12 protein-coding genes are annotated in these 21666 nt (G+C 71.6%); 6 read left to right on the top strand and 6 right to left on the bottom strand.

The window, feature by feature from the left end:
• Positions 1-52 precede the first annotated feature (52 nt).
• The 3 genes from QFZ27_RS11575 (at position 53) to QFZ27_RS11565 (ending at position 10365) form a co-directional block, all read left to right on the top strand.
• Positions 53-1492, top strand: coding sequence for a mannose-1-phosphate guanylyltransferase/mannose-6-phosphate isomerase (locus QFZ27_RS11575; protein WP_429226516.1), 1440 nt, complete (start codon positions 53-55; stop codon positions 1490-1492).
• Positions 1493-1659: 167 nt separating this feature from the next.
• Positions 1660-9006 carry a type I polyketide synthase gene (locus QFZ27_RS11570; protein ID WP_429226515.1) on the top strand — a complete coding sequence of 2449 codons (7347 nt, stop codon included), beginning with the start codon at positions 1660-1662 and terminating at the stop codon, positions 9004-9006.
• 6 nt (positions 9007-9012) lie between these two features.
• Positions 9013-10365, top strand: a complete 1353-nt coding sequence (locus tag QFZ27_RS11565; protein ID WP_429226513.1) for an aminotransferase class I/II-fold pyridoxal phosphate-dependent enzyme — start codon at positions 9013-9015, stop codon at positions 10363-10365.
• On the opposite strand, the gene QFZ27_RS11560 is transcribed toward QFZ27_RS11565, so the two are convergent.
• From QFZ27_RS11560 to QFZ27_RS11545, 4 genes are read right to left on the bottom strand one after another with little or no spacing between them, the layout of a single operon-like run.
• The gene (locus tag QFZ27_RS11560; protein ID WP_429226511.1) at positions 10362-11156 is read right to left on the bottom strand and encodes an SDR family NAD(P)-dependent oxidoreductase; all 795 of its coding nucleotides are present in this window, start codon (positions 11154-11156) and stop codon (positions 10362-10364) included. The genes QFZ27_RS11565 and QFZ27_RS11560 overlap by 4 nt on opposite strands.
• A complete protein-coding gene (locus tag QFZ27_RS11555; protein ID WP_429226510.1) occupies positions 11153-12529 on the bottom strand; it encodes a capsule polysaccharide biogenesis protein in 1377 nt (458 codons plus the stop codon). Before QFZ27_RS11555 ends, QFZ27_RS11560 begins: the two co-directional genes overlap by 4 nt.
• Before the next feature lie 9 nt (positions 12530-12538).
• Positions 12539-14863: a polysaccharide pyruvyl transferase family protein gene (locus QFZ27_RS11550; protein WP_429226509.1), complete on the bottom strand. Its 2325-nt coding sequence runs from the start codon at positions 14861-14863 to the stop codon at positions 12539-12541.
• A 58-nt stretch (positions 14864-14921) separates the two neighbouring features.
• A complete protein-coding gene (locus tag QFZ27_RS11545) occupies positions 14922-16058 on the bottom strand; it encodes a polysaccharide pyruvyl transferase family protein (protein ID WP_429226508.1) in 1137 nt (378 codons plus the stop codon).
• Positions 16059-16407: 349 nt separating this feature from the next.
• On the opposite strand from QFZ27_RS11545, the gene QFZ27_RS11540 reads away from it, so the two are divergent.
• The gene (locus QFZ27_RS11540; RefSeq protein WP_429226507.1) at positions 16408-17556 is read left to right on the top strand and encodes a hypothetical protein; all 1149 of its coding nucleotides are present in this window, start codon (positions 16408-16410) and stop codon (positions 17554-17556) included.
• Between the two features lie 123 nt (positions 17557-17679).
• Here QFZ27_RS11540 and QFZ27_RS11535 read toward each other — a convergent pair whose 3' ends face one another.
• On the bottom strand, positions 17680-18336 hold the full coding sequence (locus tag QFZ27_RS11535) for a MucR family transcriptional regulator (protein WP_429226506.1): 657 nt from the start codon (positions 18334-18336) through the stop codon (positions 17680-17682).
• Between the two features lie 778 nt (positions 18337-19114).
• Here QFZ27_RS11535 and QFZ27_RS11530 point away from each other — a divergent pair.
• Complete coding sequence (locus QFZ27_RS11530) at positions 19115-19666, top strand: Ros/MucR family transcriptional regulator (RefSeq protein WP_429226505.1); 552 nt, start codon at positions 19115-19117, stop codon at positions 19664-19666.
• 48 nt (positions 19667-19714) lie between these two features.
• Here the strand turns inward: QFZ27_RS11530 and QFZ27_RS11525 are convergent, their stop codons facing one another.
• On the bottom strand, positions 19715-20902 hold the full coding sequence (locus tag QFZ27_RS11525) for an acyltransferase family protein (RefSeq protein ID WP_429226504.1): 1188 nt from the start codon (positions 20900-20902) through the stop codon (positions 19715-19717).
• A 466-nt stretch (positions 20903-21368) separates the two neighbouring features.
• Here QFZ27_RS11525 and QFZ27_RS11520 point away from each other — a divergent pair, with 466 nt between their 5' ends.
• The gene (locus QFZ27_RS11520; protein WP_429226503.1) at positions 21369-21626 is read left to right on the top strand and encodes a hypothetical protein; all 258 of its coding nucleotides are present in this window, start codon (positions 21369-21371) and stop codon (positions 21624-21626) included.
• Positions 21627-21666: the final 40 nt, after the last annotated feature.

The following is a 21666-nucleotide window of genomic DNA, read 5'->3' as shown; positions in this document are numbered from 1 at the left end:
TCACAAGCCCGATGGCTGATAGAACCTCAGCCCCTGGAATCTGGAGCAGACCATGAGTCGGATCGATCAAGTGGTGGTGCCGGTGGTGTTGTCCGGCGGTTCTGGGACGCGGCTGTGGCCGCTGTCGCGGGCCGGCTATCCCAAGCAGTTCCTGCCGCTGGTGTCGGACGGCACCATGATCCAGGAGACGGTGGCCCGGGTCGGCGAGGCCGACGGCTTCGCGCCGCCGGTGTTCATCTGCGCCGACGACCACCGCTTCATCGTCGCCGAGCAGATGCGCCAGATCGGCGTGGCGCCCGACGCCATCATCCTCGAGCCCTCGGCCCGCAACACGGCGCCGGCCGTCGCCGTCGCCGCCCGCTTCCTGGCCGACCGCGACCCCGACACCCTGATGCTGGTGCTGCCGGCCGACCACCACATCGCCGACCCCAAGGGCTTCCGCGCCGCCATCGCCATCGCCGCCCCGGCCGCCCGCGCCGGCCATCTGATGACCTTCGGCATGCGGCCGACGGCGCCCGAGACCGGCTTCGGCTACATCCTGCCCGGCGACGCCATCGCCGAGGCCCCCGGCGCCCGCACCGTCGCCCGATTCATCGAGAAGCCGCCGCTCGAGACCGCCGAGCGCTTCCTGGCCGAAGGCCAGCACCTGTGGAACGCCGGCATCTTCCTGTTCACCGCCGGACAGTACCTGGCCGAATGCGCCCGCCATGCGCCGGCCGTGCTGGCCGCCGCCGACGCCGCGCTCAAGGCCGCCTCGCGCGACCTCACCTTCCTGCGCCTCGACGCCGCCGCCTTCGTCCAGGCCCCGTCGATCTCGATCGACCATGCGGTGATGGAGAAGACCGACCGCGCCGGCATCGTCCCCGCCTCGATCGGCTGGACCGATGTCGGATCCTGGTCCTCGCTGTGGGAGGTCGGCGACCGCGATGCCGACGGCAACCTGACCCAGGGCGATGCGCTGACGCTGTCCTCGCGCAACTGCCTGGTCCGCTCCGACGGCATCCTCACCGCCGTGATCGGCCTCGAGGACGCCATCGTCATCGCCACCGACGACGCCGTGCTGGTCGCCGCCAAGGACCGGGTCCAGGACGTCAAGGCGATCACCGACCGGCTCAAGGCCGCCAAGCGGCCCGAAGCCGTGATCCACCGCGAGATCTACCGGCCCTGGGGCACGGTCAAGTCGCTGCATGCCGGCGACCGCTTCCAGGTCAAGCGCGTCCTGATCCATCCCGGCCAGGCCGTCGCCCTGCAGCGCCACTACCACCGCTCCGAGCACTGGGTCGTGCTGTCCGGCACCGCCCGCGTCACCATGGAGGGCCAGTCCCGCATCCTGCGCGAGAACGAGGCCGTCTACCTGCCCAACGGTACCGATCACAAGCTGGAGAACCCCGGCAGGATCGACCTCGAGCTGATCGAGGTCCGCACCGGCCCCTATCTCGGCGAGGACGACGTCGTCCGGCTGGAAGCGGCCGATGAGCTGCTGTTCGGGTGAACCTGCGCCGGCGAATGGTCCCATGGGCGACTCTTAGATTTAAAATCTACGACGTCCTGGAGATCATCATCGATTGCAGGTTTCGCAGTTCGATTCCTACGGTACAGTAGAGTGCCGCCACGGTCCGCTGCCGCCCGCCCATGCCGAATCGTTGAAAGAAGACCGACATGACAGCAGGCCCTTCGAGACATCAGGACCACTCCGTCGCGGTGATCGGCATGGCCTGCCGGCTGCCGGGCGCGGCCGACCTCGACGAGTACTGGTCGCTGCTGCTGCAGGAACGCTGCAGCATCTCCGAGATCGGCAACGACCGCTGGGCGATCGAGCGGTTCTACCATCCGAGAAGGGGCGAGCCGGGCCGCAGCTATACCCTCGCTGCCGGGCTGATCAAGGATCCGAACGGCTTCGACGCCGGCGCCTTCCGAATCGCGCCCCGCGAGGCCGAGCAGATGGACCCGCAGCAGCGGCTGCTGCTGGAGCTGGTGTGGGAGGCGCTGGAGGATGCGGGCCTGCCGCCCTCCAACCTGGCCGGCCAGCCGGTCGGCGTCTTCGTCGGCGCCTCCTCGGTCGACGCCTATACCCGGATCGTCGGCGATGCCGGCGGCATCGACACCCATTTCATGACCGGCAACACCGCGTCGATCATCGCCAACCGGATCTCCTACATCTACGATCTGCGCGGGCCGAGCCTGACCATCGACACCGCCTGCTCCTCCTCGCTGGTCGCGCTCGACGCGGCGGTGCGGGCGCTGGCGCGGGGCGAAATCGACACCGCCGTGGTCGCCGGGGTGAACATCCTGGGCGCGCCGCAGGCCTTCTACGGCTTCTCGCGCGCCGGCATGCTGTCGCCGACCGGGCTGTGCCGGCCCTTCGCCGCCGCCGCCGACGGCTATGTCCGGGCCGAGGGCGGCGCCGTGCTGGTGCTGAGCCGGCTCGACGCCGCCGTGTCGCGCGGGCGGCCGCCGCGGGTGATGATCGACGCCACCGGGGTCAATTCCGACGGCCGCACGGTCGGCCTGTCGCTGCCCTCGACCGACGCCCAGCGCCGCCTGCTGGAGCGGCTCTATGGCGAGGCCGGGATCGACCCGAACGACCTCGCCTTCGTCGAGGCGCACGGCACCGGCACCCGGGTCGGCGACCCGGCCGAAGCCGAGGCGATCGGCCGGGCCCTGGGCCAGAAGCGCGACGCGCCGCTGCCGGTCGGGTCGGTCAAGTCGAATATCGGCCATCTCGAGCCGGCCTCGGGCTTGGCCGGGACGATCAAGGCGATCCTGGCGATCGAGCACCGGCTGCTGCCGGCGACGCTGCATCTCGACAGCATCAATCCGGACATCCCGTTCGAGGCGCTGAACCTGGTGCCGGCGCGCGGCCCGGTGGCGCTGCCGGCCGGGCCGCTGACCGCCGGCGTCTCCTCCTTCGGCTTCGGCGGCACCAACGCCCATGCCGTGCTGCGGGCGCCGCGGCCCGACGAGCTGCCGGAGGCCGCGCCCGAGGCGCCCGCCCGGGCGCTGCTGTTGTCGGCCCATGGCGAGGAGGCGCTGCGCAGCCTGGCCGGGCGCTATGCCGAGGCGCTGGATCTGGCGGATGCGGCGCCGGGCCGGATCGCCCGCCACGCCGCGCATGAGCGCGAGCTGCTGCCACATCGCCTGGCCCTGCCGCTCGACGCCGACGCGGCGGCCGAACTGCGGCGCTTCGCAGGGGGCGACCGGCCCCAGGGCGGCCAGGCAGCGCAGATCCTGTCGGCCCGCGGCGAAGGCGACGCCGGCGCAGTCTGCTTCGCCTTCTCCGGCAACGGCTCGCAATTCGCCGGCATGGGCCTGCGCGCCTATCGCGCCAGCCGGCCGTTCCGCGAGGCCTTCGACGAGGTCGATGCGCGCCATGCCGCCCTGGCCGGCTGGTCGCTGGCCGAGGCGCTGCAGGACCCAGCCCTGGAGGAGCGGCTGCCCGCAACCTCGACCGCGCAGCCGCTGCTGTTCGCGGTGCAGGTGGCGCTGACCGCGGCGCTGGCGGCGGATGGGCTCAAGCCCGCGATGGTGATCGGCCACAGCGTCGGCGAGGTGGCGGCCGCGCTGGCCGCCGGCGCGGTCACGCTGGACCAGGCGGTCCGGATCATCCACTGGCGCAGCCGCTGCCAGGAGCAGTTGCGCGGCCTGGGCACCATGGCGGTGCTGATGCTGGGCCGCGAGGACGCGGAGGCGGTGCTGGCCGAGGCCGGGCTGCACGGCACCGTCGTCGCCGCGGTCAACAGCCCGGTCTGCGTCACCGTCTCCGGCCCGAAGGACGAGATCGAGGCGCTGCTGAAGCTGGCCAGGCAGCGCCGGGTGGCGGCGCAGCGCGTCGGGGTCGACTACCCGTTCCATTCGCCGCTGACCGCGCCGATCGAGGGGCCGCTCAGGGCGGCGCTGGCCGACACGGTGTCGGCCGAGGGCCGGATCCCGTTCATCTCTTCCGTCACCGGCGGGGCGCTGGGCGGCGCTGCGCTGGATGCGGATTACTGGTGGCGCAATATCCGCCAGCCGGTGGATTTCGCCGCGGCGGCGCGGACGGCGCTGGAGCTGGGCGCCGGAATCTTCGTCGAGATCGGGCCGCGGCCGGTGCTGACCGGCCATCTGCGCGACATCGCCAAGGCGGCGGAGCGCGAGGCGGCGATCCTGCCGACCTTGGACAACAAGGCGGGAGAGGATGGGTCGGATCCGGTCGAGCGGGCGGTGCTGCAGGTGCTGCTGCGCGGCGGCGCGGTCGACCGGCGGCCGTTGTTCGGCGACCGGCCCACCGGGCTGCGCCTGGCCCTGCCGCATTATCCCTGGCAACGCCGCGACCTGCGCCAGGTGCCGACGCCGGAGCGCATCGACCTGTCGCTGGCCAAGCCGGCGCATCCGCTGCTGGGTGCCCGGCTGGGCGAGGGCACGCCGGAATGGCACGGCCTGCTGGACCCCGGGCTGCTGCCCTACCTGGCCGATCACAAGGTGGCGGGCGAGGTGGTGGTGCCGGGCGCCGCGCTACTGGAGATGGCGGTGGCCGCCGGCCGGCAGTGGTTCGGTGCCGAGGCGGTCGAGGTCGAGGATTTCGACATCATCCAGGCCCTGGTGATCGCCGAGGGCACGACACGCGAGACCTGGCTGCGGCTGGCACCGGCCACCGGCGCGGTCGAGATCCTGGCCCGGCAACGCATGGCCGGCGAGGAATGGACGCTGCACGCCCGCGGCCGGGTCGGGCCGAGCCCGGTGGCGACCGCGCCGAACCACGGTGCCAGGGACGATAGCATTCTGCGCCCGGTCGATCCGGCGGCGATCTATGCCGCGGCCGCGTCGGCCGGGATCGACTACGGCCCGGCCTTCCGCCGCGCCGCCGCCATCGCCAGCGACGACGAGCGGCGGATCACCGTCGACCTGGCGTCGGAGACGGCCGACAACGGCCTCTACACCACGCCGCATGCGCTGCACCCGACCACGCTGGACGCCACTTTCCACGGGCTGTTCGCGCTGTATGAGCGGCTCGGCGGCGGCGAGGGCGGAGCCTTCCTGCCGGTCCGCTTCGCTGCGCTGCGGGTGTATCAGTCTTCGCCCGCCGTCCGGGCGCGCCTCGATCTGCGCCGCGCCACGCCGCGGTCGATCCTGGTCGATATCGCGCTGGAGGACGAGGCGGGCACGGTGGTGGCCGAGCTGCGCGGTGCCCGGTTCCAGCGCAGCGCGCTGCGCTTGGCGGCCGAGGACGAGCTGCTGTACCGCGCGGTGCGGCAGCCCTGGGATGACGGCCGCGCCGGCGTCGCCGCGGCGGAGCTGGAGCAGGCCGTCGCCGGCCTCCTCGACCGGCACGAGGCCGGCGACGACTGGCTGCTGCTGACCGCCTGGGCGCGGTCGATGGCGCATCGCGCGGTGCGGGCCGTGGCCGGATCGGCCCGCTTCACCGTCGAGCGGCTGTGCCGCGGTGGGCGCCTGGCCCCGGCCGCGGTGCCGCGCTTCGCAACGCTGCTGAAGGTGCTGGCGGAGTTCGGGCTGGCGACGGAGGAGGACGGCGCCTGGCGCCTGGCCCCTGCCCGCCTGCCGTCGCCCCAGGCGATCCTGCGCTCGATCGTGGCTGAGCATCCGGAGCGCGGCGCCGAGACGGTGATGGCCGCCCGGCTGTCGCGCGACCTGGTCGCGGCGCTGCGCAGCGGGGAGACGCTGCGCTTCTCCAAGGGCGTCGAGGCGCATGCCCGCGCCGCGTCGCCGCTGCTGCCGCTGGCGGCAGAGCTGGTCGAGACGCTCGCCGCCGGCCGCGCCATCCCGCTGGCGCTGCTGCTGGTCGACCCCGAGGGCGAGCTGGTGCCGGCGCTGCTGCCGCTGATCCGCGGCGGTGCCCTGACCGTGGCGGTGACCGGGGCGGAGCCGAAGGCACTGGCCGGCCTGGCCGCGCGCAGCCCGCGCCTGCCCGGCCTGCGCATCCTGGACGAGCGGACCGTCGTGCCGCCGGGCCGCTTCGACCTTGCCTTGTCGGTCGGCACCATGGCGGCCGGGGATCCGGCGCGGCTGGGACAGCTTGTGGCCGGGCTGCTGCGCCCCGGCGCCGCGGCCGTCACCATCGACACCGTCCCGGACACCGCGACCGCCCTGCTGCTCGACGGCATGGCGGAGGGCGTGACATCACAGGACGGGCTGGCCGGCTTCCGGCCGGCGGCCCGGCACCGCATCGGCACCCGAGGTGCGGCGGCGCAGCTGGTGGTCTGGGACCGGCCGGCCGTCGACCTGCCGGCCGAACCGGCCGGGCCGATCCTGATCCGCCCCGCCGACACCGAGCTGCTGCCCGACCTCGCCGACCGGCTGCGCGGGCGGGGCCACCCGGTGCGCATCGACCCGGCCGCTGCGGCGGCGGAGGGCGACACCGTGCTGCTGCCGCTGATGCTGGACGCGGCGCGCGACCCGGTCACCTTCCTGACCAAGGCCATCCTGGCGGTGCGGGCGGAGGCCGAGGCCCTGCCGGCGAAGTGCACCCTGTGGCTGGTCGCCCGCTGCGGCAAGCTGAACGGCAAGGCCGATGGCGGCCGCGGCCTGGCCGAGGCGCTGGCGGCCTTCGCCCGCACCCTGGCCAACGAATATTCCGGCAGCACCATCCGCTTCGCCACCCTGGCCCCGGCCCTGCCGGACGGGTCCGCGGCGGCGGCGCTGGCCGGGCTGATCGGGTCGGCCGAAACCGAATTCGAGATCGACCGCGACGGCGTGTTCGTCAGCCGGGTGGAAGCGGTGCGGCCGGCGCCGCAGGACGCCCCGGCGGAGGATCGCGCCGCCCGCCTGGCCTTGGCCGCCCCGGGCAGCCTGGGCCGGATCGGCTGGACCGCGGCCGAGCGCAAGGCCCCCGGGCCGGAGGAGATCGAGATCGAGGTCGCGGCCAGCGGCCTGAACTTCCGCGACGTGATGTTCTCGCTGGGCCTGCTGCCGGACGACTACCTGGAGGACGGCTTCGCCGGCCCGACCCTGGGCTTCGAATGCGCCGGCACGGTCCGCCGCATGGGCGAGGCGGTGACCGAGCTGAAGGAAGGCGACCGGGTGATGGCCTTCGCGCCGGCGGCCTTCGCCACCCATGTCACGGTGCCGGCGCAGGTGGCGATGCGGGTGCCGGAGGAGGTCGACTTCGCCGCGGCGGCGACCATGCCGGTCGCCTTCATCACCGCCTGGTACGCGCTGGTGCACCAGGCCCGGCTGGGCCGCGGCGAGAGCGTGCTGATCCACGGCGCCGCCGGCGGCGTCGGCCTGGCGGCGCTGCAGATCGCCAAGCTGCGCGGCGCCACGGTGGTGGCCACCGCCGGCAACGAGGACAAGCGCGCCTTGGCCCAGTTGCTGGGCGCCGATCTGGTGCTGGATTCGCGCTCACTGGCCTTCGCGGACGAGATCCGCTGGAAGCTGGGCGGCGTCGACGTCGTGCTGAACTCGCTGTCCGGCGACGCCATGCGGCGCAGCCTGCGGGCGCTGAAGCCGTTCGGCCGCTTCGTCGAGCTGGGCAAGCGCGACTTCGTCGCGGACACCGCGGTGGGCTTGCGCGCCTTCGCCCGCAACGTCTCCTATTTCGGGGTCGATGCCGACCAGTTGCTGAACGCCCAGCCGGGGCTGACCAGGCGCCTGCTGCGCGACCTGGACCGGCTGTTCGCGCAGCGCCGCCTGACCCCCCTGGCACATCGCGTGTTCCCGGCCGACCAGGCGGAGGAGGCGTTCCGGCTGATGCAGGGCGCCGGCCATATCGGCAAGATCGTGATCACGCCGCCGCGCGAGATCCCGGCGGCGCCGGCGGCTGAGGCGCGGTTCGAAGCGCAGGACACCGGCTTCCACCTGGTCACCGGTGGCGCCGGCGGCTTCGGCTTCGCCACCGCGCTGTGGCTGGCGGAACATGGGGCGAAGACGATCGTCGTCGCTTCCCGTCGCGGCACGCTGGAGCCCGCGGAGAAGGCCGAAGCCGAGCGGCTGGCGGCGCAGGGCGTCACCCTGGCGGCGGAGCGGCTGGACGTCACCGACCGGGCCGCTTGCGAGAAGCTGCTGGCGGCGCTGGAGCGCCGGCACGGCCCGCTGCGCGGCATCATCCACGCCGCCATGGTGCTGGATGACGGGCTGCTGCGCGACCTGGACGCGACGCGGATCGAGCGGGTGCTGGCGCCCAAGATCAAGGGCGCGATCCATCTCGACCTGGTCAGCCGCACCCGCGCGCCGGACTACTTCGTGCTGTTCTCCTCCGCCACCACGCTGATCGGCAACCCCGGCCAAGCCAACTACGTCGCCGCCAACGCCTATCTCGAGGCGCTGGCGCGGACCCGGCGGGCCCAGGGGCTGCCGGCGCTGGCCGTGTCCTGGGGTGCCATCGCCGATGCCGGGGTGTTGGCCCGCGACGCGACCAAGGGCGACGCGCTGAAGCGCCGGATCGGCCGGTCGTCGCTGAAGGCGGCCGAGGCGCTGGCGCAGTTGGGCCGGCTGCTGGCCCGGCCCGCCGAGACGGAGGCGGTGGTGGCCTGCGCCCGGATCGACTGGCAGGCGGCGACCCGCGAGCTGCCGATCCTGGCCACGCCGCGGCTGGCCGGGATGGCCGATGGGCGCCGGGCCGAGACGACCGAGGCCGAGGTCGACCTGGCCGCCATGATCGCCGGGCGGACCGATGCGGAGGCCCAAGCGATCGTGACCGAGACCATGCTGGCCGAGATCGGGCGGATCCTGCGCATGCCGCCGGCCGATATCGACGGCGACCGCCCCTTCGCCGAGCTGGGCATGGATTCGCTGATGGGGCTGGAGCTGGATGCGGCGATGCAGAGTCGCTATGGCATCGACCTGCCGTTCCTGTCGATCGGCGCCGGGCTGACGCTGAACGAGCTGAGCACCCGCATCGTCGCCAAGCTGCGCGGCGGTATGCCGGCCGCCGGGGCCGAGGCGCAGCCGCCGGGCGAGGCGGCGCAGCTGATCGCCAAGCATGTCGAGGCCGATCTGGAAGCGGACACCGCCGTGCTGGTGCGCGAGGCCGTCCGCGACCGGGCCAAGACCACAAGGCGGGTGCTGGGATGAGTTGCGATGAGTAAGGGACGCCTGTCCGACGCCGCGCTGCGGTCGCTGATCTCCGAGGTGCGCGGCAAGGCTCCGGTCGCCATGCCGGCGGCGTCGGAGCCGCGGCGCTACGACACCGCCTTCGACACCCTGCCGGGCTACGAAACGCTGCGGATGCAGCGCGCCGCGGCCGATCTGCTGGGCGTCGCCAGCCCGTTCTTCCGCACCCATGAGCAGCGCGCCGGGGCGGTGTCGCGGATCGCCGGGCGGGAGGTGATCAACTTCGCCTCCTACGACTATCTCGGGCTGAACGGCCACCCGGCGGTGGCCGCGGCGGCGAAGGCGGCGGTCGACGAGTACGGCACCTCGGTCTCGGCCAGCCGGCTGGTGGCGGGCGAGCGGCCGTTCCACGCGGCGCTGGAGCGGCGCCTGGCCGAGGTGCACGGCGTCGAGGACGCGGTCGCCTTCGTCAGCGGCCACGCCACCAATGTTTCCGCCATCGGCCAGATCACCGGGCCGGCCGACCTGATCCTGCACGACGGGCTGATCCACAGCAGCGTGATCACCGGCGCCCAGCTGTCCGGCGCGCAGCGGCGGTCCTTCCCGCACAACGATTTGGACACGCTGGAGTCGATCCTGACGGCGGAGCGCGACCGCTGGCAGCGCGTGCTGATCGTGGTCGAGAGCCTGTATTCGATGGATGGCGACACCATCGACCTGCCCCGGCTGGTGGCGATCAAGCAGCGCTTCGGCGCCTGGTTGATGGTCGACGAGGCGCATGGGCTGGGCGTGCTGGGCCCGACCGGGCGCGGCATCGCCGAGGCCAGCGGCGTCGACCCGCGGCAGGTCGACATCTGGATGGGCACGATGTCGAAGACGCTGGCTTCATGCGGCGGCTACATCGCCGGCCCGGCGACCCTGGTCGACTATCTGAAGCTGACGGCGTCGGGCTTCGTCTACAGCGTCGGCATGCCGGCGCCGGCGACCATGGCGGCGCTGACGGCGCTGGAGCTGCTGATCGCCGACACGGACGGGCGGGTGACACGGCTGCAGGCCAATTCCCGGCATTTCCTGGAGCGTGCCCGGGCCGCCGGGCTGGACACCGGCCTGGCCCAGGGCCATGCGATCATCCCGATCATCCTGGGGGATTCGCTGCAGGCGGTGCTGCTGTCGAACCGGCTGCTGGAGCGCGGCGTCAACGTGTCGCCGATCGTGCATCCGGCGGTGCCGGAGAAATCCGCCCGGCTGCGCTGCTTCGTCACCGCCGACCACACCCGGGACCAGATCGACCGCGCCGTCGCGATCATCGCCGAGGAACGGGAGCGGCTGCTGCACGAGGCGCCGGTGGCCAAGCGGCTGAGCGCTGCGGCCCGAAGCTAGAGGGCTGCCGGCGCGTCGATCTCGAAGCGCAGGAAGCGGTCGATGAAGGCGGCGCGGAGCGGGCGCGGGGCCAGCCGGCCCAGGCGGATCAGCCAGACCAGGGGCCAGGGAAAGGCCACCATGGCGCGGCCGCGGGCGGTGGCGGCGGCGATGTGCTGCGCTGCCCGTTCGGCGCTCCATTGGAACGGACGAGAGCCGCGGTAGCGGTCGCTCATGCCGGTGGCGATGAAGCCTGGGCAGGCGATCGTCACCCGGATTCCGTCCGGCCGCAGCCAGGCCAGCAGCGCCTCGCCCCAAGCCATCAGTCCGGCCTTGGAGGCGGAATAGGCCGGCTGGTCGGCCAGCGGCATCAGCGCCGCCAGCGACGAGATCAGGACGATGCGGCCGAAGCGACGGGCGCGCATCGGCTCGATCAGCGGCGACACCGTCGCGATCGCGCCTTCCAGGTTGATGCGCAGCTGCGCCGTGACCGACTCCTCCGGCTCGCTGCCGCGGCCCGGGGCCAGCCCGGCCTCGACCCCGGCATTGGCGATCACCACCGCCACCGGATGGCGGGCGTCGAAGCCGCGCAGGAAGTCGCCGAGCCGGGCGCCGTCGCGCACATCGATCTCCGCCCTCTCCACCACCGCGCCGCGCTGTCGGCAGGTCGCGGCCACCTCTTCCAGCCGGGCCGGGTTGCGGCCGATCAGGGCCAGCGCCACGCCCGGCGCCGCATAATGCCGCGCCAAAGCCGCGCCGAGGCCGTGCGACGCGCCGGTCACGACGACTGCCGTCGGTACTGTCGCGTTCATTCTCCCGCCTGCGCCGCCCAGGCGGCCTCGCGCAGCGGCTGGACCTCGCCGTCGAGGATGCGGCGGCGGGCGCCGTCGACCGCGAGGTCGATGCCGGAGAGCGAGAAGAAGCTGCCGCGGATCTGGGTCCGCGCCACCACGACCCGGCGGAACGCCTCCAGCAGCTCGGCGCTCGGCGGCTGGCCTTCGGCCCAGAAGCGGTCGAGCCCGCCCTGAAAGCTGAGGCCCGGCAGGTCGAACAGAGCCGTGCCGAGCGTCTGCAGCGGCTTGCCTCGCTCAAGCGCGAACAGGCCGACGGTGGAGTTGACCACGACTATGCCGATGGCACCGTCGACCAGTTGCTGCAGGTCGCCGCCATCGATGAAGTCGACCCGGTCCGACACGCCATGGCGTACCGCCAGCGCTTCGATGAGCCGGCGTTTCCGCACCGGCCGGAAGTCGAGCGGGTGCAGCTTCACCACCAGCCGGGTTTGGGAATCAGCGTTGCGGGCGAAGGAGGCGATTACCTCCTCCGCCGCCTCGACCGTATCGCGGAAGGGCGAATGGGTGCGGATCTGGAAATCGGTGTCGAGCTGCAGCGGATGCACGTAATAGCGCTGCTCGGCCAGGCCCTGCATCACCTGCTGCGCCTGCCGCCGGACCCATGGGGCTCGCAGGAACCGGCCGAGCCAGCCGGCATATTCCACCAGCGGATGGTCGAGCGCGTGGTGGCGATAATGCGGAAAGGCGGGCGTCAACGCCACCAGGCCTGCGGTCCACAGCACGTCCCACACAGCCCGGTGCAGGAAGTAGGACGGCACCGGCGCCGGCGGAGGCTCTGCCTCGGCCGCCCGCGCCAGGGCCTGGAACATCGCCGGGCTGCGCGGCAGGTCGGAATGGCCGTTCACGCCCCAGGCCTCGCAGGTGACCCAGCCGGGGCGCAGATAGCCCTCTTCGAACAGGTGCAGCCTGAGGCCGCAGCGGCGGGCCAGGTCGACCGCCACCGCGTGGTGCGGTCGGCAATCGCCGAACAGCATAAGGTCGGTGACACCCTCGCGGTCGAGGATGCCGGCGACGAAGCCGCGCCACTCCTCGAACCGGCCGCGGAAGGCGATGGCCGGGCGGCGCCAGAACACCACGTCGCCACCGCAGATGTTGATCTTGACGATGCGGGCGCCGTCGGCCTCCAGCGCCGCCGCCAGGCGCCGCTGGAACGGTGTCGCCGCGCCCTGCAGGACAAGCACCACGCGCTGGCGCCCGGCGCCGGCCGGGATCGTCCGCGCCGCAGCCGGCAGGGGGGAGGCCGGCCGCGGCGGGACGGGCCGCGGCAGCGGGGCCAGCGCATCGGCCAGCCGCGCCGCAGCGGCGAACGGGCGCTGGGATCGCCCGTTCATCTCACCGCCTCAGAACGGGATGCGGGCGTAGACGTCGCCCGACACCGGCCACACCGCGTCGTCGAACGACACGCCCTGCGCCACCGGAAAGGCCTCGAACAAAGCACGGCCGTCATAGCGCAGCGGCTGCCAGGTCTCGTCGATCCAGGTGATCACGTCCTCCCACGGCGTCTCCAGGCTGCGGTCGCGGCAGAAGGCGATCACGCCCGGCTTGCCGACGCCGGAGTAGAAGTCGCGGATGCGGTGATCGATCCGGTTCTCCGGATCGTCGACGTCGAGCAGCAGCCGGCCGCCCTCATAGGTGCCGAACCAGCCGCAGGGCACGCCGTAGGTCTCGGCGATCACCATGCCGTGCAGGCTGGTCGAGATGATCCGCTTGCACGACACGATCTCCTCCACCTTGGCGGCGAAGGCGTCGACCTTCGGCGCGGTGTAGGTGTTGATCAGCCGGATCGACCCCGCCAGGCTGGGCGGGATGTTGTAGCGCTTCAGCGCCTCCTTCACCCCCGATTGCGGGTCCATCGAGGCCAGCTCGGAGATGTGCAGGATCACGCCGAGTTCGTGCGTCTTCTTGACGTGCTTCATCGGCATGATGCGCGGCAGGAACCAGACCGGGTCGCCGAACACGTCGGGCACCTTGATGCCCTGGCCGCGCAGCACCGCCTGGGTCTTGCGGCCGCGCACGCCATGCACGACGAAATCGGTGTTCTGCGGCCGCATGTACTGCCGGATCGAGCGGTCGACCGGATTCAGCGTCGCGTCCATGCCGGTGCCCCAGAAGTGCAGCACGCCGTTCTTCTGGGCATGGCCGATGGTGCCGACCGCGACCATCCGCTCCGACGCGTCGTCGAAGGCGGCGCGGCGCACCGGCAGGCCGGCGATGGCGGCGACCACCACGGCGCTGAGCGCGTCGCCGAGATTGGCGTGCGGGTGCTCGCTGGTGGTGGCGACCCAGGACAGCGGGATCGACAGCCGCTTGGCGTTGAAGCGCAGCAGCGTCTCCAGCCGGTCGCGCGACGCCGCCTCGGGCCTGGCCACCGCCGGGGCGGCCGCCGGAGTCGGGTCCGGCGCGCTCTCCAGCACAGGTTCAGGCGCCCGGGCAAGGGCGGCCGAGCCGGCGGTCATCGGCGCGGCGGAGGCAGCGGCGGGCTTGGCCGGGGCGGGGGTTGTCGGGGGAACGGTGGTCATGGCGGAAACAACCTTGAGGGCCGGGGCCGGCTTGGCGGCCGGGACCGGAGCCGGGGCGGCAGCCGCGGTTTCGGTCTTGGCCTCGCCGGCCCGGGCCAGGGCGACGCGCTTGCGGTCTTCCCGGCGCAGCTCGTCGACGGAATGCTGGAGCACCAGGCCGGTCAGCACCGGGTGGTCCCACACGGTCTTGCCGGCCGGCGCGACCAGCGGCTTGGCGTCGAGCGGGAAGGCGTTGATCAGCGCGTCCTCGTCGATCGACACCGGCTCCCACACGTCGTCGATGGTGTCGAGCACGTCCTGCCAGTCGGTGGCGATGCCGCGCGGCTGGCTGTAGCTCCAGATCTTGTCCTTGCCGATGCCGGTGTAGAGATCGACGATCCGCAGGTCGGTCGTCCCCTCGGGCGTGAGCTCGGTGAGGGTCAGCCCGGCCTCGTTGCCCTGCGGCGAGAAGTACAGGCAGGGGATGCCGTAGCTTTCGGCGATCACCATGCCGTGCAGACTGGTCGAGACGATGCGCTTGCAGGCCAGGATCTCATCGACCTTGTCCTTGAGGCCTTCGATCCCGATCGGCGTCACCGTGCTGATCAGATGGACCCGGCCGGCGAGCTCGGCCGGCACCTCGAAGCGCTTGTAGTCGGCGCGCGGATTGGCCTGGGCAAAGGACCTATCGGCCAGCTCCGACAGGTGCAGGATGACGCCGACATCCCACTTCTTCTCGACCTTCGGCCTGTAGAAGCGCGGCAGCAGCCAGACCGGGTCGCCATAGACGCCGCCCTTGGCCTTGCCGCCGAGCAGCCGGGCCGAGACCGGGCCGCGGCTGGCCGGAACGTGGAAGGTGGAGTCGGGCGGCACGGTGAAGGGCAGCCGCTCCGGCATCGGCGCCGACGGGTTCTTCCAGCCCGAGCAGCCGGTGCCCCAGAACCAGACTTCGCCGCCCTCGAACCCATGGCCGATGGTGCCGACCGCGCCCATACGCACGGATTTCGACTTGGTCGGGACGCGGGCAATGTCCAGCCCGGACAGCAGCGCCACCATGACCGGACTCAGCGCATCGCCGAAGTTCAGATAGTCCATCTCCTTGGTCGAGCCGGCCCAGGAGAGCGGGATCTGTCCCGCGTCGCGCGTGGCCCGCAACAAGCTGTTCATTCTGCGCCTCGTCCAGTTCGATCAGGTCGATGTTTGGGTGCGGATTCGGGCTGCCGCATCAGGCCCGGTCCGCCAGGGGCCGCCGCAGCAGCGCCGCCATGCGCTGCAGCGGCCCGGCCGCCGGTCGGGCCTCGGCGGCGGCAGGCCGGATCACCGTCTGCGGCCGGTGCTGCAGCGGAATCTGCCGCAGAACCGGATGCTCGAACACGGTCTCGCCCCGCCGCGGCTGCAACGGATTGAGGTCCAGCGGGAAGGCCTCGAGCAACGGTTGGGTGTCGAATTGCGGCGGCGCCCAGCCCTGGTCGATCGCCGCCATCAGCGCCGGCCAGTCGGTGCGCTCGCGGCGCGGCTGGCCGTAGATCGGCAGGCTGGTGCGGCCAAGGCCGCGATAGAGGTCGATGATGCGGAGGTCGAGCGTGCCGTCGGGGTCGAGCTCGGCCATGTGCAGGCCGCGCGGCGCCCGGGGCGAGAAGTACAGGCAGGGGATGCCGTAGCTTTCGGCGAAGACCATGCCGTGCAGGCTGGTCGACACGATCCGCTCGCATTCCAGGATCTCGTCAAGCCGGGCCTGCATGCCGTCCAGCCCGATCGGCGTCACCGTGTGGATCAGCCGGACGTCGCCGGCCAGCTCCGCCGGGATCTCGTAGCGGATGTGCTCCGCCTTCGGCCGCACCTCGAAGGAGCGATCCTGCAGATCGGCGAGATGGATGATGACGCCGAGCTTCCACTTCTTCTGCCGCGGCGCGGGATGGAAGCGCGGCAGCAGCCAGACCGGGTCGCCATAGACCGCCGGGCCGGCCGCGTCCTCGCCGCCCAGGATCCGGCGCGACACCGGCCCGCGGGTGGCGGCGATGTGCAGCCGCGTGCCGGGCAGCGGCGCCACCGGGACCCGCTGGTCGGCCGGGGCCGAGGGGTTGCGCCAGCGCGAGCTGCCGGTGCCCCAGACCACGACCTCGCCCTCCTTCAGGCTGTGACCGATGGTTCCGACCGCGGCCATCCTGAGGCGCTTCGATTCATGGGCGATGTGCTCGACCGGCAGGCCCGCCAGCAGCGACACCATCACCGCGCTCAAGGCGTCGCCGAGATTGACGTAGTCCTGCTCGCGCGTCGCCGCCACCCAGGTCAGCGGCACGGTCTGCCGCTGCCTGACCGAGGCAGCCAAAGCGCGAATGGTCTCGTTGCCCGGCACGGCCATCAGGTGTCCATGATTCCAGTTTCGACCCAAAGGTTTTAAGCCGGAATCGTCGCCACTGTCATGCATTTTGCGGTGCGAAATCGCAGTGCGAAGCAAAAATTCGGATCATGACGGCGCCGAAGCACCTTCCGGTTTGGGTTTAGAATCCGTTTTCAGATCAATATGATGTGCCAAGCAAACCTGCAACCGGCCTTTCCTGGGGGCTCCGGGCGGCGCATCCCGGCTTACGTGCCAAAGCAAAACCTTCGAAAGCTTCCCATGCGACATCCGGCCGCTTCGCCGCAGCGACGGTTTCGCCCATGCTGGCCGCGGGGGAGCCGAGTTCCGACACGCAATCATGAGGCAGTGCATGCAGCTCCGTTTCCTGGCGCTCCCCGCCGTCCTGGCGCTGGCCGCCGGCTTGGCGACCGCGCCGCCGGCCCGGGCGCAGGCCCAGTCCGACAGGCTGGAAGACTTCATGATCATGGATGTCTGCGTCGACCAGCACGACCGGATCGACCCGGCGCTGGTGCCGGGCGACCGCGACTGCACCCGGCGCCGCAACATCCGCGCCGGCGAGGCCGTGCCTTATCACCTGCACAACTTCCCCAGCCCCGGCGCCCCCTGCCCGCAGCGGCTGGGCACGGTGTCGAAGGACAACATCCCGATCGAAAAGCAGGGCGTCACCCGCATCGTCAGCTTCTACGACCGCGGCGTCGACCACAGCTGCCCGGATGCCGATCCGGGCGCACCCAGCTTCGGCAAGCTCGACACCGGCCGCGAGGGCGGCTCGGTGCAGTGGGTCGACGAGCGCTGGGGCTACATCATGGGCAGTTGGAGCCCGGTCGCCCTGTCGTACTGGCTGACTCCGTCCTGCGAGGGCGCGCCCGACACCTCCGGCCGGTTCCGCTACGGCTGGGTGATCGGCCCGGCGACGCTGCCGCCGGAGGGCCAGGGCGGCTTCTCGACGTTCCAGAGCAAGCTGGTCACCGCCAAGGACGGCGGCGAGCCCGAGGCCGGCTGCCCGAAGCGCTTCGCCAAGCCCTTCACCCTGTGGATGCGCGACCGCTTCGACTACAAGGACGGCAAGACGCTCGACAGCCTGATCTCGCTGCGCTTCTCCAGCTCCAGCAAGGACGGCAAGGGGCCGGGGCCGGCGACCCAGGTCGAGATCACATACTGGACCAAGGAGTTCGGCCTGACCCGCTGGGAGAAATGGGCCCGCGCCGACTGGGTGCATCCGCGCAGCCGCCAGGCCGCCGCGGCCCTGGGCAAGACCCTGTTCGAGCGCGACACCTGCAGCCCGCCCTACAGCTTCCGCAGCAGCCCGGTGCCGGGGCTGACGATCAGCGACAGCGGCAGCAAGGACGATTACAGCCGGACCCTGACGCAGGGGGACGAGTCCCACGCCTGGCACATGTCGCTGTGCAGCGACTACACCAACATCGTCAAGGATCCGGCCGGCGGCCTGGTCCCGCCCTGGGGCCAGGCGCTGAGCAACATGTTCTGGGTGGAATAGGAGTCGCGGCAGGGATTCCGGAGTCCGGAGCGCGATTGCTATCGCGCTCCAACTCATTGGTGTAGAGCCGGATTCAGATTTGAGATGAGGCGCAAGGCGCTTTCATCTCAAATCATCCTGCGCCTAGCGCCGGAAGCCGTCGGGCCGCGGCCCTTCGGAGCGGCGGCCGGGAACCGGCTTGACCCGGTCGTGCCCCAACCCGACCGCGGCCTCGCGGCGATGCCTGCGGTGTGCCCGCCCGGCCTCGACCCGCCGGGTTTCCTCCTGCAGCCGCAGCACCGTCGGTCCGCCGCCCTCCGACGGCGGCGCCAGCCGCCGGCGCCAGGCCTGGCGCTCCTGATGCGAGGCCGGCGGCAGCATCGGATAGGCTTCGGGCAGGCCCCAGCGCCGGCGATACTGGTCCGGGCTGAGTCCATGCGCCAGGTCGAGATGGCGGCCGAGGTCGCGGCAGATCCGGCCGTCCTCCAGGCAGATCAGGAAGCCGAGGCCGATGGTCTCGGGCAAAGGCACCGGCGGCACCCGGGCCGGCGCGGCGGCGGCCGGCGCCGCGGCGCGACGCCGGGCCGGGCGCCGCGGCGGGGCCGAGAGGTCGTCGAACGCCGCCAGGATCTTCCGGACCAGCGCGGGGTCTTCGGCCATGGCGGCGGGCTGGCGCGACCGGAAGGCCCGTGCGATCTCGGCCGCGAAATCCCGGTGCTGCGGCGGCAACCGCCGGAGGTCGATCTCCGCCCCGGCCAGATCCCGGCTCGCCTTCCGGCCCGCTTCGTCAAGCTGGTCCATTCGCATTCGTTCGTCCTTCCGACGCACAGCTTTGAGGCTGGCTCGACCCAGTCGGAACCACTGTCGGCAAAGGCTCGTGCAGGCGCCGTCCCCACCAACCCAATGATTCCACGGTCGGTCGACCGACCGACATGGCTTCCCCCTCCCGTGAACCTTTTGTCATTGATTGCAACGCGGCGGCGCATATTCGGATAATGCACGCTCCGAATCGCGAAATCAGTCTACCAGCAAGCGCGAGACGCGTTAATCCTTAAAAACTATTGCAGAAGACCATTTTAAATCAAGCGTTCTCGCCGAGGCTGATGGCCAAGGGCTCGCCAGAGGCGGCCCGGAAGGCTGCCGCGCCGGAATCTCGGCGAACTCCGGCCGTCGGGAACTTTCCGGGACCTCGCCATTGCGGAAGCCGGAAAAATATGCCAAGATTTCGATATAAAGAGTTTGAGTTCTGCGAACAGGTCGCCGAATTCACGGACGAGAGGCGATGACCGGGCCGATTTCCGGTCCTCTCCACAACTCACAGGCTGCGATGTCGCGAGGATCGGAGGGTGTTGGAAGGCGTTTATCGGCCGCTCTGCAGGCCCGGAACCGGCATTTTATGCCGCAGCACCTGGATCGAGCAGCATTGCGTTATCATCTTGCGGAAATCGCGCGAAACACCCTAAAATTGAGCCTAGAATTTTAGCCATCCAGTGGAGGGAGGCGATTCGAATCCTTCGGCGGCCGCAAATTCAACCCGCGCCTCGCCTTCCGGACGGATCGTTCACTAAGAAAGAGCAGCATGGCCCGCCCAAGCGAAACCGAGATCCTGAGGTTCACCAAAGAAATCGTTGTCGCCCATGTGTCCCGAAACACGCTCGACAGCGAAAGCCTTCTCGACCTGATCCGCAACGTCTACACGACGCTGAACGCCACCCAGGGCGCGGCGGTCGACGGCGAGGTCGAGCTGCCGAATGACGGGCCCGACGGCCTGGTGCCGGCCGAAGGGTCCGGCGCCGAGCACGAGGCGGAGCCCGCGGCGCCGCCGGTCCCGGCCGTGCCGATCGAGGATTCGGTGACCCCGGACTACATTGTCTGTCTGGAGGATGGGCGCCGCTTCAAGACCATGAAGCGCTGGCTGCGGGCGACCTACGGGCTGAGCCCGGAGCAGTATAAGGAGCGCTGGGGCCTGCCGGCGGATTATCCGCTGACGGCGCCAAACTACACCAAGGCGAAATCGGCTGACGCCAAGCGCCAGGGCCTCGGCTCCGGCCGCCCGGCCCGCGTGGCCCGCGCCAGCCGGCCCGGCCGCCAGCGCGCCACGCGCCCGAGCGAGCAGAAGACCAAGCGCTGAGCCGCTGCGATCCGGCCGCGCGGGACGCGGCCGGGACCAGCACGGGCGTCAGCAGGCCGGGGCTTGGTGGCGCAGGAGCGGCGAGGCGAGCAGGCGCCGGCCCAGGGCGCGGCCGGGCATCTCGATCGTGACGTAGGCCAGCCAGGTCACGGCGGCAACGGCCGGCATGGTGATCGCCATCGCCAGGGCGAAGCGGGCCGGCGCCGGCGTCGGGGCGCCCAGCGTGTTGGCGACGAAGGCGACCGCCGGCAGCATCACCAGCAGATGCGACAGGTAGATGCCGTAAGAGGCTTCGCCCAGCAGATGGAACGGGCGGCTGCCCAGCAACGCCGCCGCCCGGGATAGGGGCCGCGCCAGCACGCCGCCGAGCACGGCATGGTGGATCAGGCCGAACATCCCGAACGCGATCACCATCCGCGCCGCCAGTGCAACGGGCGCGGTGCGGCCGCCGATCGGAAGGGCGGCAAGCAGGGCCGCCAGCAAGGCATAGCCCAGCACCACCCGCCATGATCGCCCCACGGCCGCGGCGCACAGCATCCCCGCCAGGAAGACGTGCAGCTTCAGCACCAGCACGGACGGCATCTCATAGGTGGCGAAGAAGGCCGGGCGCAGGCTGAACAGAAGAATGCCGGCGGCGGCGACGGCGAGGGCACCGGCCGGCCAGCCGATGCGGCCGATGACCAGCATCAGGAACGGCAGCGCCAGATAATACTGCATCTCCAGCCCGATGCTCCAATCCGGCAGCGCCGTGCGGAAACCGTAGTCGGGCAGCGCGCCGAACACGAAGGAGAGGTGCAGCAGGATGTTCTGCAGGCTCTGGTCGGTGTACCGCTCCATGCTGGTCATCGAGCCGGGGGCGACCGAGGCGATATCCACCCGCGCGTCCCCGAGCCAGGGGCCGACGGCGATCGCGACCGCCAGCGCCGCGTAGTAGAGCGGGGCGATCCGGAAGAACCGCCGGAGCCAGAAGGCGGTCCAGGTCGACGGTGCCTGCCACGGCTCGCGCGCTCGCCGCTGCACGTAATGGAAGACCATCAGGAAGCCGGAGATCATGATGAACAGGTCGACTCCGAAATCCGGCGAGTCGGCCAGCGGGATGCGCCATCCCGACAGCAGCAGCCCGTGCCCGACCAGCACCCAGAGCGAAGCCAGCCCGCGCAGCCCGTCCAGGCATCCGATCCGATCTGCCTCCCTGTCCCCGTAGATCTTCCCGGTCCCGGCAATCTTGTCGGCCATCTCGCCCTCCCCGCGGACGGACGTTAACGAAGATCGTTCCTGCGGTCACGCCCGCCCCGCCGTGCTGCTTCTCCTCCGGCGCGGCGGCCGATCCGCTTCATCCTGCCCTGGAAACGCATCCGGGCCGTGTTGGGGACTCGACAGACGGCATCAATGTTCTATATTCGTTCCAGCCATCATCACGACCTGGACCGTCATGGGGCATATCCAGCAACTGGCTTTCGCGCTCGGACCGGTCGAGGACAGGCCGGTCGCACCGCCGCGGCCAAGGCCCGCCGGCCGGCCCGGCCGGCCGGCGGCGGTCGCCCAGCCGTTGCTGCCGGAGGTCGCGCCGGCCGCGACGGTCGAGCCCGCGGCCGCGATCGCCCCGAGACCTTCTCCGCCCCCTTCCCCTCCGCCACCGGCGGCCATCCCGCCAGCCACCGCCGTCGAAACGTCGCTGTCCGATGACGGAGCGCCGTCGCCGGTGAAGGCCGCCCTCTATGTGGTGATCGGCTTCGCCTGCGGGCGCGAGCGGCGGCGCAGCGGATGGCACCGCCTGGCCGAGCAGGGCTTCGCCAGCCGGCGCCTGGCCGAGGAACACGCGGCACGGCTGCTGGCGCGGGGCCGCGCCGACGGCGTCCTCCTGACCAGGCAGGATGTTGCCGCCGACCTGGACGCGGCGGACGAGCCGGTGATCCTGGCGCGCCTGGGCGAGTTGCCGGCGGAGATCTTGGAGAGTTGAATCGGGATAGGGGGAAGCCTCGCGGCTCCCCCCTCCCACA

Origin of the sequence: Inquilinus ginsengisoli (assembly GCF_050434925.1) — a bacterium.
Lineage (GTDB): Bacteria > Pseudomonadota > Alphaproteobacteria > DSM-16000 > Inquilinaceae > Inquilinus > Inquilinus ginsengisoli_B.
Note: the sequence above shows the minus strand (reverse complement) of the source record. Positions and strands in the feature narration are given on the sequence as shown.

Excerpts from the sequence above, each read along its gene's own strand:
- QFZ27_RS11545 (WP_429226508.1), bottom strand. The coding sequence starts at position 16,058 with ATGGCCGTGCCGGGCAACGAGACCATTCGCGCTTTGGCTGCCTCGGTC.
- QFZ27_RS11570 (WP_429226515.1), top strand. The coding sequence starts at position 1,660 with ATGACAGCAGGCCCTTCGAGACATCAGGACCACTCCGTCGCGGTGATC.
- QFZ27_RS11535 (WP_429226506.1), bottom strand. The coding sequence starts at position 18,336 with ATGGACCAGCTTGACGAAGCGGGCCGGAAGGCGAGCCGGGATCTGGCC.
- QFZ27_RS11560 (WP_429226511.1), bottom strand. The coding sequence starts at position 11,156 with ATGAACGCGACAGTACCGACGGCAGTCGTCGTGACCGGCGCGTCGCAC.
- QFZ27_RS11530 (WP_429226505.1), top strand. The coding sequence starts at position 19,115 with ATGGCCCGCCCAAGCGAAACCGAGATCCTGAGGTTCACCAAAGAAATC.
- QFZ27_RS11525 (WP_429226504.1), bottom strand. The coding sequence starts at position 20,902 with ATGGCCGACAAGATTGCCGGGACCGGGAAGATCTACGGGGACAGGGAG.
- QFZ27_RS11550 (WP_429226509.1), bottom strand. The coding sequence starts at position 14,863 with ATGAACAGCTTGTTGCGGGCCACGCGCGACGCGGGACAGATCCCGCTC.
- QFZ27_RS11555 (WP_429226510.1), bottom strand. The coding sequence starts at position 12,529 with ATGAACGGGCGATCCCAGCGCCCGTTCGCCGCTGCGGCGCGGCTGGCC.
- QFZ27_RS11575 (WP_429226516.1), top strand. The coding sequence starts at position 53 with ATGAGTCGGATCGATCAAGTGGTGGTGCCGGTGGTGTTGTCCGGCGGT.
- QFZ27_RS11565 (WP_429226513.1), top strand. The coding sequence starts at position 9,013 with ATGAGTAAGGGACGCCTGTCCGACGCCGCGCTGCGGTCGCTGATCTCC.
- QFZ27_RS11540 (WP_429226507.1), top strand. The coding sequence starts at position 16,408 with ATGCAGCTCCGTTTCCTGGCGCTCCCCGCCGTCCTGGCGCTGGCCGCC.